8 protein-coding genes are annotated in these 15,400 nt (G+C 35.0%); 4 read left to right on the top strand and 4 right to left on the bottom strand.

The features are described from left to right. The first annotated feature begins 37 nt into the window (after nt 1-37). From ACZ2G0_RS13300 to ACZ2G0_RS13285, 4 genes are all read left to right on the top strand, one after another. Nucleotides 38-1,231 (top strand): acetate/propionate family kinase, encoded by a 1,194-nt coding sequence (locus tag ACZ2G0_RS13300; RefSeq protein WP_470309848.1) that lies wholly within the window; start codon nt 38-40, stop codon nt 1,229-1,231. 279 nt (nt 1,232-1,510) lie between these two features. Then, on the top strand, nt 1,511-9,106 hold the full coding sequence (locus ACZ2G0_RS13295) for a S8 family serine peptidase (protein ID WP_470308009.1): 7,596 nt from the start codon (nt 1,511-1,513) through the stop codon (nt 9,104-9,106). A 77-nt stretch (nt 9,107-9,183) separates the two neighbouring features. Next, on the top strand, nt 9,184-10,017 hold the full coding sequence (locus ACZ2G0_RS13290) for a hypothetical protein (protein WP_470308008.1): 834 nt from the start codon (nt 9,184-9,186) through the stop codon (nt 10,015-10,017). A 278-nt stretch (nt 10,018-10,295) separates the two neighbouring features. Beyond that, nucleotides 10,296-11,669, top strand: coding sequence for a M28 family peptidase (locus ACZ2G0_RS13285; protein WP_470308007.1), 1,374 nt, complete (start codon nt 10,296-10,298; stop codon nt 11,667-11,669). Between the two features lie 39 nt (nt 11,670-11,708). Here the strand turns inward: ACZ2G0_RS13285 and ACZ2G0_RS13280 are convergent, their stop codons facing one another. The 4 genes from ACZ2G0_RS13280 to ACZ2G0_RS13265 all read right to left on the bottom strand — a co-directional run bounded on the left by ACZ2G0_RS13280 (nt 11,709) and on the right by ACZ2G0_RS13265 (nt 15,336). Continuing rightward, nucleotides 11,709-12,803, bottom strand: coding sequence for a PAS domain-containing sensor histidine kinase (locus ACZ2G0_RS13280; protein WP_470308006.1), 1,095 nt, complete (start codon nt 12,801-12,803; stop codon nt 11,709-11,711). A 203-nt stretch (nt 12,804-13,006) separates the two neighbouring features. Then, a complete protein-coding gene (locus ACZ2G0_RS13275) occupies nt 13,007-13,858 on the bottom strand; it encodes a hypothetical protein (RefSeq protein WP_470308005.1) in 852 nt (283 codons plus the stop codon). Between the two features lie 18 nt (nt 13,859-13,876). Further along, nucleotides 13,877-14,695 carry a 3-deoxy-8-phosphooctulonate synthase gene (gene kdsA, locus ACZ2G0_RS13270; RefSeq protein ID WP_470308004.1) on the bottom strand — a complete coding sequence of 273 codons (819 nt, stop codon included), beginning with the start codon at nt 14,693-14,695 and terminating at the stop codon, nt 13,877-13,879. A gap of 191 nt (nt 14,696-14,886) precedes the next feature. After that, nucleotides 14,887-15,336 (bottom strand): 2-dehydro-3-deoxyphosphooctonate aldolase, encoded by a 450-nt coding sequence (locus ACZ2G0_RS13265; RefSeq protein WP_470308003.1) that lies wholly within the window; start codon nt 15,334-15,336, stop codon nt 14,887-14,889. Nucleotides 15,337-15,400 lie beyond the last annotated feature (64 nt).

Genomic DNA, 15,400 nt, shown 5'->3' with positions numbered 1-15,400 from the left:
TAAAAAAATAGATTTTAATAATTCATCAAATATAAATATGAAAGTCCTTATTATAAATTCAGGTAGTTCATCAATAAAATACCAACTAATAGACATGCCAGAGCAAAAGGTTATTTGCAATGGAATGATTGACAGAATAGGATTAGAAATTTCAAATTTAACGTACACTACAGATGCAACCAAGCTAGAGGAGCGCTTATTAATTCCTAACCATAAAACAGGTTTGTTAAAAATTGCCAGTTTACTACTCAATGAAAACATAGGTGTTATTAACTCTACTGACGAAATTAATGCTGTTGGACATCGAGTAGTACATGGAGGCACCTTTTTTTCGAATACTACTATTATTGACCAAGACGTCAAGGACAAGATAGAGGCTTTATCAGTCTTAGTTCCATTACACAATCCAGCCCATTTAATAGGTATTAATGTAGCCGAGGAAATATTTGCTAAAGCAAAACAATTAGCGGTGTTTGATACCGCATTTTATCAGTCGATTCCAAAAGTGGCGCATAAATATGCGATTCCAAATGAGTTTTATGACAAAGATAAAATACGTCAGTATGGATTTCATGGAACAAGTCACAAATATGTTTCTGAGAAAGCGATTGCTTATTTGAGTAAAAGCAATAAATTAATTAGCATTCACCTAGGTAATGGTTGCAGTATAACTGCTATAAAAGACGGAAAAGCGGTGGATCATTCAATGGGCTTTTCTCCTTCAAATGGACTAATTATGGGTACCAGAAGCGGTGATATCGACCATTCTTTAATTTTCTATTTGATTAATACCTTAGGTTACAGTAGTACAGTAGTCAATGATATCTTGTTAAAGAAAAGCGGAATGCTTGGCTTAACTGGATTTAGTGATTTAAGAGATATTGAATCCGAGGCCGAAAAAGGTAACGTAGATTGTCAACTCGCACTAGCGATGAATGCCTACCGAATCAAGAAATTTATTGGTTCGTATACAGCGGTATTGAATGGTCTTGATGCTATTATCTTTACCGCAGGAATAGGAGAAAACTCCTCCTTTATCCGAAAATTAGTTTGTACTGATATGGACTATTATGGTTTGTATTTAGATGACGCTAAAAATGAAATACGATCTAAAGAGCTGAGAGAAATAAATAGCGAAAATGCAACTACTAAAATATTGGTCATCCCAACAAATGAAGAAATGGAAATTGCAATTCAGGTGCAACGTTTTTTTAATAATGATGCTTTATAATGTGATTTTTGATTGCAAGTGGAGCTTCAAAGGTAACGAGTACGGGCAATAAAAAGTAGTTAGTAGTACCATTAAGTTTATATTTAAATTAATAAAAACCAGTCTGAGCTAAACCAGACTGGTTTTTCTTTTTAACATTGGATTAATAATAAATTTCTACTTTTTTGTAAATAAAAAATATTTAATAAAAAATAGTTTATTGATAAAAAAGATGAAGAATAATTAAAATTGTCGCTATATATTCGCGGAATTAACTAATTAAAACTTAATTTTTAACCAATGAAGAAACAATTACTTTCATTCATTTTTGCTCTTTTCGCTTGTATAGCGTGGTCTCAGGGCAACAATGACAAGGATTTTTCTGTCTCCATTAATGGAAATAGAATTGCGACGACAGCTAATTTTAAGCAACAATTTGAAGTGCTTAAGAAAAATGCTAATAAGCAAAGTAGAACAACAGAGTATACTTTGTTACAGTTCTCAAAAACGCCTTCTTTAGAAGAGCAAGCTGAACTAAAAAATCAAGGGATTACCTTGATTAGCTATTTGTCTAATAATGCCTATTATGTGGCTTTAGATAATAAGTATTTTAATCAAAGCACCGTCTCAAAAAATATTCGAGCGATTGTGCCAATTGAGTCTAAATTTAAAATTGATCCAAGCATTACCGCTGGAACAATTCCTGATTATGCTGGAAATTCTCAGTCTGTTAAAGTAATTGTAAGTTATTTTAAAGGAATGAATGCGGCTGATTTAACTAAGGATCTAGTAACTTTGGGGATAAAATCACCCAAAAATATCACCAATTTTAATCAAGTATATCTACAAGCTTCTATTGAGAAATTGAATGATATTGCTAAATTAAATTGGGTACAGAATATCGAACTTATCGCTGCTCCAGTGGAAAGTGATAACCTACCAGGTATCAATTCACACAAAGTTAACGTATTGAGTTCCTTGATTCCAGGATTAGGCTACAACCTAACAGGGAAAGGGGTTAAAGTGGGTATTTGGGATGGGAATCTTGAAAAACACATCGACCATACAGGAAGAGTTACAAACAGAGAGTATGAATCACCATCATCTCACGGGGAACACGTTTCAGGTACGGTAGGTGGTGCTGGAATTTTAGATCCTCGTGCTAAGGGAATGGCTCCAAATGTGCAAATGTTTGGGTGGAACTTCAATACGCAATCGAATGGTTTGCCGGTTTATGTAGAAAGAGAACTTGCATTCCTAAATGATGATGTGGATCTTACGTCTAACTCTTATGGTGTTTTACTTTCATCAGGATATAATTTAGTGCGATACAATGCAAGTGATAGAGGAGATGATGATGTAACGGTTAAATATCCATCACTTTTAAATATTTATTCGAACGGTAATGCACAAGCAGCATATGCAGGTGGTTTTAACACAAGTACAAAAGCTTCTAAAAATGCATTACACGTAGCTGCAAATGAACCTACTGATGTCATAAGCTCTTACAGTAGTTTTGGACCTACCTTAGATGGTCGTCTTGTTCCACAAATTGCTGCAGTAGGATCAAGTGTATATTCATTAGATTATAACAATTCCTATCAAATAATGAGTGGAACCTCTATGGCAACTCCTGGAACTTCTGGAACAGTAGCTTTGTTATATGAAAGATATAAAAACATTTATGGAGAGAAACCTTTAGCTTCTTTAATGAAAGCTTTAGTTTCTAATACCGCTAAGGATGTTGGAAACGCTGGACCTGATTATAAATATGGTTTTGGAAACTTAAACGGTCTAAGAGCAGTTAAGGTTTTAGATAACAAAATGTTTTACACCGCTTCAGTTGCAAATGCTGCCTCTTTTGAAAAAGAAATTGTAGTTCCAGCTGGACTGGTTTCTTTAAAAGTAATGCTTGCTTATTCTGATATTGGAGCAACTCCAGGTGCTACAAACGTTCAGGTTAATGATTTAGATATCAAATTAGTTCGCAACGGACAAACTACTTTACCTTGGATTTTAAATCCTGCTCAACCCAATGCAGTGGCTACAAGAGGAGTGGATAATTTGAACAATATTGAACAAATTACGCTTGATGCACCTGCTGCAGGAACCTATAAAATCATTGTTACTGGTACATCCGTACCTTTAGCAACACAAGAATTTTCAGTGGTTTACAATTATGTTGCTCCGGAATTGGTTTTAACGTATCCAATTGGTGGTGAAAAATTCAATCCTGATGCAACAGAATACATTCGTTGGGATTACGAAGGAGAAGAACGCCTTTTTAACATAGAATATTCTAATGATGGTGGAAATACTTACACTACCATAGCATCCAATGTTCCAGCTGCTGCTAGAAATTTTGCTTGGAAAGTTCCTACCGAAATAGTTCCAAATGCTAAAATTAGAATTACTGCAGGAAGTAGAGTATCTAGTTCTACGGAGACCTTTGCGATCATGTCCGAACCTAAAAATTTAGTGATTACCCCTGCATCTTGTGGTATAGCTTCTTATAAAATGGATTGGACTGCCATTCCAGGTGCAAAATACGAGGTATTACGCTTAAACGGATTTTCTTTTGATGTAGTCGCTACGGTTACGAGTCCAACGTATACCTTTACTAATTTAACAGTTGGAGAAAATAATTGGTTTACGGTTCGTGCTATAGATATCAACTCTGGTTTAGTATCAGAAAGAGCTAGAGCAATTAATGTGGAGCCAATAAGCAAACCAGTTTTAACAGCATTAAATTTACCATTTAAAGAAAATTTTAATGATAGAAAACCGGTGAATTATACCTTATCAAAAGCTAGCACTGCGGGTTCGATAGGCTATGAGTCACAAAGTTTAGAGAGATTAGACGCTGTAAAAATGTCAGGGTCTACAGTTGCTGGATCACCACTTTGGGCAGCTACTACAGCAGCAAATGCATTTACAGCTAATCCAAATTATATCAAAAGGCTTTCTTTTTGTGAAATAGATGCTAGCAGTTTAGCTGGAAAAGCCATCCGTATGAAATTTGACGTGATTATGCAGAATAGTGTGACTACGAACAAAAACTTTTTTAGAGTTTTAGTAAATGGAGTTGCTGTTGCAAGCACGGAAGGTACTTCTGTTTATACGGGAACTACTACATCAACCACTAGAACATTAATGTATGATTTAGCAGCTTTTGCAGGAGCAAAGATTGATTTAACATTCGAAGGAGTGATGGATAATGATGCCTCTTCTACGCCAACGTACAACACGATTTTTGTTGATAACGTTGAAATATACGAAGCGAAATCTAACGACTTGGCCCTTACTTCACTTACTCCTAATGCAGGCTTGTCAGCTTCAGAAACAGTAATCGCTAAAGTTTATAACTTCTCTCCAGTAGCAGTAAGTAACGTTCCTGTTTCTTATCGTATTAACAATGGAGCAGAGGTAGTAGAAATGATCGCTGGACCTATCGCTCCATTGACTGAGGTTACTTATAATTTTGCTACGAAAGCAAATTATTCTGTTGGTGGACTTTATACGGTTGTTGGTAAAATTACACCAACAGAGGACTCCGATGCGACTAATAATTCACTTACTAGAACGGTTGCCAATAATGGTTCAGATATTTTAATGGGGAGTACAACTCTAAGTACGACTTGTTCTGCTACATTCACTGATAGTGGATCTAGGTATGGTAATTATGCCAATAACCTAAGTCAAACCATTACATTTAAACCTGCAGTTACAGGAAATAGTATCAAAGTTGATTTTACAGAATTTGCTGTAGAATCAGGATATGATTTCTTGTATATCTACAATGGAACTTCAGCAACTTCACCTTTGCTAGGAGTATTTGATGGTAATACACTACCTCCGTCATTTACTTCAACTGCAACAGGAGGGGAACTAACGTTTAGATTTACTTCTGATACAGAAGTGGTAGATAAAGGATGGGTTGCTACTATTGCATGTGTGACTAAACCTTTAATTAGAGATACTGAGATTACTTCAATAGTAGCGCCAGACTTTTTAGGTAAAAAATCAGCAACGACTGCAATCACGATTCGTGTTAACAATGTTGGACCAACTACTCGTACTAACGTGCCTGTTTATTTTCAAGTAAATGGTGGAGCTAAAGTTACGGGAGTAGTTCCTACGATGACTTCAGGCGTGTCTGTATTGTACACATTCCCAACTACAACTGATATGACTGCATTAAATGGAGTTTTTACCATTAAAGCAGGAATTGATGAAGCTGATGATAATTTAGCTAACAATAACTTAGAAAAAGTAGTTTACAATAAATTTGAACTTCCTAAGAATACCAATACCAATGGTTTTGCAATAACCTCATTGAAATGGGATAATATGGTAAACAATTCAGGTACTACGGCATACTCTGATTTTAAAAACATTAAAATTCCAGTTTACGCAGGTTATACGTACCAACCACAAGTTACTATTTCTAAACCAGAAAGGCCTATTACAAGAGATTTAACAACTAATCCTGGTGTTTTCACTATGATGGTTATAGATTTAAATGGTGATGGTAATTTGACTGATGAATTTTATGCTGGTACTTTTTGGGTAAATACCTTAAACACAGCAACTTCACCCGCGGTTGCTTCAACTACTAGTACACATAATTTTAGAAATAATTTTACTTTGGTAGGAGGTTTAACTATTCCTACAACAACAACTCCTGGAGAAAAGTTAATGCGTGTTATTCACATGTTCCGTTCTCCTAGTGAGTATTTTAATGTGGTAACAGGGCCTACTTTTGATAATTTAACAACTTCAAGAGAAGATTTTGAAATCGAGGAATATACCATTAACGTACTTCCTTTTACAGCTGCTGATGCTAGTATTGAAAGTATTAGTGCACCAACTAAATTGGGTAAAAAACCAGTTACAGTGAGTGCAGTTATTCGTAACTTCTCTAATGTGGCCATTTCTAACTTTCCAGTTGCTTATAAAGTGAATGGTGGTACTGAAGTGTCACAAACTTTTACTGGATCGATTGCTGCAGGAGCTTCTGCACCAGTAACATTTGTAACGCAAGCTAATTTAGGATTGCCTAACAATTATATAATCGAAGTCTATACAAAATTGGCAGGCGATTTAGATCCTTCTAATGATGCTAAGTCAATTTCTTATACGCATGTAACTAATGCAACTACTAATGCAGTAGGAACTTTTGACGGATTAGATGATTATGTTAGAGTAGATGCTAATACAAACTTAAATTTAACAAATACCTATACATTTGAAGCTTGGGTAAACAGAAATAATCCAACTATTTTTGGTAGAATTTTTGACAAATCAGTGGTCAATTTGTTTGTACATACAAACAATAATGCGACTTATAAGGAAAACAGTTTAGTTTTATCGATTACTACAGGAACTGGATCTTATATTCTTAACACTGGTTTAAATTCAGTACAACTAAACAAATGGCATCATATCGCTTATACGGTAACTGCTGGTAATGTCTATACCATTTATATCGATGGTGTTGTAGCACCATTTACTTCAACTGGTACTGCTGGCGCTGCTACTGCAAACGCTACTACTCCAGCCTATATTGGTGGAAATCCAACAGCAACTCGCGGATTAGACGGTAGTATTGATGAGGTTCGTATATGGAATGTTGTTAAAACACAGGCTGATCTTGTCTTAAATGCTACTACTAAATATACGGGTACCGAACCAAATTTAGTAGCTTATTATGCTTTTAATGAAGGCAATAAGCAGTTTGCTTTTGACACGACAAACAATGACAATACTGGAGTTGTTGTAAATGCAGACACAGAAGGAATGGGTTCAGGGAAATTCTGGAAAACCGCTGTGCTTTTGCAAAGTTTGGAATTGAAAGATCAACTTTCAGCTACTTATGATGCTGCAACTAAAACGTACACAATTCTTCTTAAAGACGGTATCGACATTAGAACTGCTGTTCCTGTTTTTACAGTAGGAATGAATTCTATAGCTAAAATCGGTACGGTAACTCAAGTTAGTGGTGTAACTCCTAATAATTTCACAAACGCTCTTACATTTACTGTAGAAGGAGTTGGATTTAACCAAGGTATCGTTGAAAACTATACAGTTAAAGTACTATCAGGATTAAGCGATAAATCTAGTTTAGTTGCGTATGACTTTAAAGTAGCTTCTAACCCAGGATTGGTTCAAGAGATAAATAGTGCAATTGTTGGCGAAAATGCAACTGCAACTGCAGCTTTTGGTGTTAATGTCACAAAGTTGAAGGCTACTTTTAGTATCTCTCCAGGAGCAGAGCTTTTTATTGATGGTGTGAAACAAACATCAGGAGTGACTGAGATTGATTATACTAATAGTGTTTTAGTAACAGTAGTTTCTGAAAATAAATTGTCTAGAACAAATTATATAGTAACGATCAATGCTAAAAACACGGAAGCTAAATTGGTAAACTATAGCGTACCAAATCAAATTGGAACGGCTGTTATTGATGAAGCGCAACGTACTGTTAAAATACAAGTTAATAATAATGCTAACTTAAATGGATTGATTCCTGTTTTCCAGGTTTCTACTAATGCAGTGACGCGTATTGGCACTTATTTACAAAATAGTGGAGTTACTACCTTGCGATATGCAGGACCTGTAGCTTACAATGTAATGTCTGAAAGTGGTTTGTTTAAAAACTACACCGTAACAATAGAAAGAGCGAAACCAGTTATCACCTTAACAGGTAATGCAATTGTTTCAGTACCTCAAGGTTGTACCTATACTGAGCCAGGATTCACAGCGACGGATAATTTAAATAAAAATATCACTACAGCTGTTGTTATTTCAGGTACATTAAACACAACTACAATTGGTCAATACACTCGTACGTATACGGTTAAAGATGAATTGAATAATGAGTCTTTTGTTACAAGAACTATTAATGTAGTTGCTAATCAAAAACCAGTAATTACGGCCGCAGCTAACATTAAAGTTAATAGTAGCTCAACTTCATGTGGAGCAACTGTAACAATAGTTGGAGCAACTGCAACCGACGACTGTTCAGTAGGAGCACCTACTGGAGTAAGATCAGATGGTTTAGCATTAACTGCGGTTTACCCAGTTGGAGTTACGACCATAAAATGGAATGTAATGGATAATTCAGGAATCGCTGCAGTTGAAGTACTGCAAACTGTTACTGTTGAAGACAAAACAATGCCAATAGTTTTAACTAAAAACATCACTGTTCAACTGGATGCATCGGCTAATATCACGATAACTCCTGCTAGTGTAAACAATGGATCAACTGACAATTGCGGAATTGCATTGTTAGAATTGGACAAATTAACGTTCAACTGTTCTAATGTTGGAGTGAATACAGTTACTCTAAAAGTTACGGATATAAACGGGAATATTGCTACTGCAACTGCAATTGTAACAGTTGAAAATAGCCGTCCAAATTTAATAAGAAAGCATTTTGATAATGTGATTTTCTTTGACAATAGTTCGAACAGTTTCAAAGCGTATAGCTGGTATAAAAATGGTGTATTAGTTGCCGGACAAAACAGTCAGTACTTTAAAGATACTGCTGCATTAAACGGAACTTACTATGCAGTTGGTACTCGATTGGATGGATCATTAGTGACTTCTTGTCCTTTGATTTTTTCATCTTCAATTGTACAAGACGTAATCAATATTGCACCTAATCCAGTAAAAGCAAATGCAACGTACCAATTAACGACTAATGTTGCTACCGGTAATCTTGCAAATGCTCGTGTAACGGTAATAAGTATCCTTGGAACAGTATTAACTGATAAGGTTATGGATAAAAGTTCAATTGATCTAATTGCACCAAGCGTTGAAGGTATTTATATTGTGAAATTAACTTTGACAAACGGTAAATACTTTACTAAAAACCTATTGGTTAAAAATTAATAAAATGATTTAGAGTATGAAGTCCTCATTCAATAAGAATGAGGATGGATTATTCTGATAGTAAAAACAAAACACGTATGAAATTTGATATTAAATATATCCTTGGATTGGCAGTATTGTTACTGTCTACAGGAATGAATGCCCAATTTTATGTTGGTGTACAATCGGGAATTGCAAATTTGCAATCGGATGCAAAAGGTACGGTAGCAGGCAATAGATTAGGTGGCACCTTAAAAGCAGGTTATATCTATGGTTTGACCAATCATATTGGTATTGGTGCTGGTGCTGAAATCGCGCAGTACCGACAAGAAGTTTCTTTTGGTAGAGCAACTGCTACCTTAACTAATTTTGAAGTGGATCAAACTGGCTCGGCTTTTGGTTACAATGTAAGCTCTGTTAATTATAACGAAAAGCAAACAGTAACTGCAGTTCAAATACCACTTTTTTTGCAATACAAAACTACTATTAATACAGGAGTTGATTTCAATTTTAGAGCCGGTGTGAAATATTTTCTGCCTCTGAGCTATAAGATTGAAGCTTCGGCTGCCTCTGTAAGTGGTACAGGATACTATCCTGATGTAAACTTAACTATTGATAATTTGCCAGAATTTGGTTTTGGAACTCAACCTAATTATGCTGCTTCTGGTGAGTATAAAACTAAAGGTGTCTTGATGAGTACTTTTGAACTAGGATTTACTTTTAAGTTATCTGAGAAGAATGCATTATACACCGCTATGTTTTTAGACAGTGGCTATGGTTCGATACTTGATCAAAAGCAAAATGAATCTTACATAGGTTACAATCCTTCTGCCGTTACTAATAGAAAAGCAAACGGATTGTATAGTACAGATAAAAATACTACTGTAAAACCAGTTGCATTTGGTCTTACGGTTGGATTGAATTTTCAATAAAACTAATTCTTAGCTGCTTTTTTTAAAGCGTTTAAACTTAGTTTGAAAATACTATTAATTAGAGACTACCTATTTTAGGTAGTCTCTTTTTTTATACAGCAATTCGAAAGCAGGTATTTTTTAAACTTCCGAATAACACAGAAATTGAAATTTTAAGTTTTGGAATTTCCAATTAATGATAGGCAATTTAGTAGCTCTATTTTTTACTCACTTTATCAGTTGTATTTCTTTATTTATTCCGAAATTGCAGCAATAACCAAAATCAAACCAGTAAGGACATGAAAAAAACAGTATTACTAGCTATACTATTAAACGGTTGTTCCCTTTTTGCACAAGTGAGCGAAGAACAAACAATCAAAGGAATTTACAAATCAGCCTTGACAAATGGAAAATGCTATACTTGGCTAGACCATTTATCTAATCAAATAGGATCTCGTTTATCAGGGTCTACGAACGCAGATAAGGCAGTTGTTTATACCAAAGCACAATTGGAGTCCCTAGGTTTCGACAAAGTGTATTTGCAAGAAGTTATGGTGCCTAAATGGGTTAGAGGCGAAAAAGAAACGGCCTATATCTTGAACAATAAAACCAAAATTAATGTACCAATATGTGCCTTGGGAGGATCGATTGCTACTGCTAAAAACGGACTAACGGCTGAGGTGATCGAAGTACAAGGAATAGAAGAATTAGCACGCTTAGGCAGTCAATTGAAAGGTAAAATTGTTTTTTACAACAGACCCATGAACCCTGAAAATATAGCAACATTTACGTCGTATAGTGGTTGCGTAGATCAACGTTCTGCTGGTGCTCGTGAAGCGGCTAAATACGGTGCTGTGGGTACGATCGTACGTTCCATGAATATGAGATTGGATGACTTTCCACATACAGGAGCAATGGGATATGGCGATTTGCCAATGTCTGAATATATTCCTACCGCCGCAATAAGTACTAATGGTGCCGAATTATTATCGAAAACGTTAAAATCAAATCCTAATTTAAAGTTTTACTTTAAACAATCTTGCCAGCAGTTGGAAGATGTTTTGTCGTATAATGTAATTGGAGAAATGACAGGAACGGAGCATCCCGAAAATATTATGGTTGTAGGTGGGCATTTAGACTCTTGGGATTTAGCAGATGGTTCGCAAGATGATGGCGCTGGAGTAGTGCAAAGTATGGAAGTAGTTAATATTTTTAAAAACATAGGCTACAAACCTAAAAATACCTTACGAGTGGTGTTGTTCATGAATGAGGAGAACGGAAATAGGGGAGGTATCAAATACGGTGAGCTAGCTACTAAAAACAAGGAGAAGCATATTTTTGCTTTAGAGAGCGATTCAGGCGGATTTAGTCCGCGTGGGTTTTCTTTGGAATGTAATGATGCTAATTTTGACCGGATTTCAAGTTGGAAATACCTTTTTGAACCGTATTACGTGCATAGTTTCGTAAAAGGCCACAGTGGTACTGATATTGGACCAATAAAAGGCAACCCATTAGTAAAAGCGGGCTTGCAACCCGATTCTCAACGTTATTTTGATTACCATCATGCAGCCAATGATACGTTTGAATTTGTAAATAAAAGAGAATTGGAATTAGGCGCTGCTACTATGGCTTCACTAATTTATTTAATTGATCAAAACGGTATTGTGGAGTAAGCAGTGTTAGCAATATATTGAAGGTGTTACCCTCACAGTTTATTCTCGTTTGAAAGAAATTGTGAAAGTAGCACCTTCATTTATTTTACTTTCTACCTTTATTTGCCCACCTAAACTAGTGATGTGATTGTAAACCAAATATAATCCAATACCATTACTATCTTGGTTATTATGAAATTTTTCATAAAGCCCAAATATTTTATCTTTTACCAAATCCATATCAAATCCTATTCCCTCATCTGAAAATAGGAGCTGTTTTATTCCATTAACTAGTGTAGTTTTAATCGTAATTACAGGAGCGCTATCGGATTTAGCATATTTAATAGAGTTGGTAATCAAATTTAAAAACACACTTTGTAAATAACTCGGATTGAAATTAATGGTATCAAATGCGCTAAAATCAACGTTGATTATTGCTTTTGAGTCCTGTACAAGTGAGTTGATTGAGCTTAAAACAATGTCGAGAGCATCTTGCAAGTTAATGACCTCAATTTGTGTATTCAAACTATCATTTTCAATCAGTTGATCAATGGAGTTGTTAAGCGTGTGTTTTAAGTTTTCACTCGTAAGTTTTAAAATATTTACTAATTCTAGCGTTTCGGGATCTTGGATGGTTCCTACATCAATGAGGCTAAAAACGGACAGCATATTATTCACTGGTGATTTTAAATCATGTGATGTTTTGCGCGAAAATAAGGTAAGTTCTTTATTGATTTGTGTTAATTTGGTTAAAAGGAAATTGCGTTCCTCTTCAATTTTCTTTTTATGCGTAATATTTTTGGCAATGGCATAGACTAACTTTTCTGATTCTACAGGCATCGAGGTCCAAGACAACCAAACAATCTCTCCTTTTTTAGTAAGGTAGCGATTTTCAAAATTTAATAGTGGATTGTTCTTGTAGACTTGCTCTCTAGTTTCAATTGTAATTTTTAAATCTTGTTCGTAAACAAAACTACTTATTGGTCTGGAATAAAGCTCCGCTTCAGTAAAACCTAAAGTTTGGGAAACAGCGGGATTTATTCTCTTGAAGTATCCATCAAATCCAGCGATACAGATAAAGTCAGCTGAAATATTAAAGAAATTATCAAAGTTGTAATCGAGCTCGGGTTCAGTAGTGTTTTTAGTTTTATTCATTTAAAAAAGGGGCTAATTACTGTTAAAAATAAAAGTTAATTTATTGACTTTGTAAATGATAAGTAAAACGGTACAAACAAATTTAGTCAAATCTAACAATTTATTTCCAATTTAAAATTGGATATAAAAAATAAATAGATTTGGGAATTGACATAAAAAAGGCCGTTGTAAAACAACAGCCTAATAATTTGTAAGGTAGTAATTTAAATTTTAAAAATCCCTCCAAATGCGATAAGTCTTTGTAAAAAGAAGAAGTCTTGTGAAGCCTTGTCATCATTGCTTTTGGTCGTTTTAATATCTTGCATATTGATATATCCTCCTTTTATTTCACCTTGTACATAAAAATGCTTGAAAAAAGTTAGATTTAAACCCGCTTTTAATGAGGTTCCAAAACCAGAAACGTGAAAATCATCATGCCTTTCTTTTCCTAATAGCGTTGCATTAGTCTTTGGATATAGCAAGCCAAAACCAACACCCTCAGTCAGGTTCACTTGAATTTTATCTGTATTCGTTATTCTAAAAAGTGATGAAATATCATCATGTCTAGAAATCTCCGTATTCACGTAGTTCAAACCGTCAGTATGTTCGAATTGCAAGAATTTGTCGGTTATTTTAATACTATTGGGTTGTCCTACGATTAACTCATCATAGGTACCAGGGTTGGGATAAAAGCCATTGATTTGCGCTACTTGATCTTGTTTTAGTACATATTTCATGTGATCCACTCCAATAGCGATGCTGTAATGATCGTTTACGAAATATCCCATTCTAAAATTAGTTTGTGGGATTGTCATTCTTGCAGGATTAACATAATCAATGTGCCAACCTTTAGGTTTGTCTTGAGCAACGGCATTTTCAAGTGTAAAATTATAATCCTTACCCGTAAAGGTAATATCTGACTTGCTATAGCTTTCTCGATTTCCTCCCCATGACACGAAAAACTTTCCTTTGTTATGTGCCGTGTATCTTTCTTGTATTTTGATTTCTTCTTGAGCCACCATACTATTTGAAACCAATAGGGCTAGGAATGCTGCGTATGTAAATATATTTTTCAATGAATGATTGATAAGAAATTAAAACTGATTTATAGTTTGTCTAATAGCAACTAGTTTTTTCATTAAGGATTCAAAATAATCTAAGTGAAGCATGTTAGCACCATCACTTTTTGCATTAGCGGGATCAAAATGAGTTTCTATGAATATACCGTCTACACCTACGGCGATTCCTGCTTTGGCCACCGTTTCAATCATGTCAGGGCGTCCACCAGTTACACCTATCGTTTGGTTGGGTTGTTGTAGCGAGTGTGTTACATCTAATACCGTAGTTGCATATTGTTGCATGGTTGGGATGCCACGGTAATCTACGATCATATCTTGGTATCCAAACATGGTACCACGATCCGTAACCATTACATTCTCATTCTGGCAATCTAAAACTTTTTGTACGGCGTGTTTCATACTTTCCGGGCTCATAAATTGCCCTTTTTTTAAATTCACCACTTTTCCAGTGTTGGCAGCAGCCACTACTAAATCAGTTTGACGTACTAAAAAAGCAGGAATTTGAAGAATGTCCACATATTGTGCAGCCATCGCAGCATCTTCATTAGTATGAATATCTGTCACCGTTGGCACATTAAAAGTTTCTGAAACTTTTCTCAAAATTTTTAAGGCTTTCTCGTCACCAATACCAGAGAAACTATCAATTCTCGAACGATTTGCTTTTTTGAATGAGCCTTTAAAAACGAAAGGTATTTTTAAATCATCGGTAATACCTACCAATTTTTCGGCAATTCGCATTGCCATTTCTTCACCTTCAATGGCACAAGGACCTGCTAATAAAAAGAAATTACCGCTATCTGTGTGTTTAATTTGTGGAATATGTTGTATGTTCATAGTGTGTTATTTTGGAGTTGCAAAGGTAGTTATGATTTACGATTTACCCTTTACGATTTAACTTTTTTTATAGAGAAGGAGTTAGTTGTTAGGAGCTCTTTCCTGCTATCCGCTTGAATCTTGCTGTTTTTAAAGAAAAAACAGCAAGGATACCGCTACTATCAGGGCTAACTACACAGTAAAAACGCGTCTTATTTTTTTATGGTAAGCCCCACAGGTACTAGCAAAGCACCTTTTTCATAACAGTTCATATACAGTTTAATTGCATTTTTTTGTCCAACCCATTGTATTTCATAAACATCAAGAAATCCAGCTCCCATTTCACTTCTTTTAGTCGGAAAAGGGCAACAGCTTTCAACTTTAGTATAGGATATTTTTTCGCCATTAGGTCCAGCCAAAGCATTTAAAAAACGCGCTTGATTAATAGTATCGTTCCGCGTGCTCATAAAAAAAACATTAATTGGATAATCTTTGTCGTAGCCGTATTTTTTATCTTTACTATATTCACTAAGTAAAAAAGTGCTGCTATTAATCAATCGGGGAGTTGGTGCATTGTCATCTATATTTTTAATAGAAGATTTTGTACTTACACAAGAAGCAGTAAGTACTATAAGAGAGAGAAACGCTATTATTTTTTTCATTTTTAGTTTGTTTATTTCGCAGTAGTTAGTTCAACAATTCCTTGGGTTGAAAAGTTTAAAGAAC

It is taken from the genome of Flavobacterium sp. KKT103, assembly GCF_055640565.1.
Note: the sequence above shows the minus strand (reverse complement) of the source record. Positions and strands in the feature narration are given on the sequence as shown.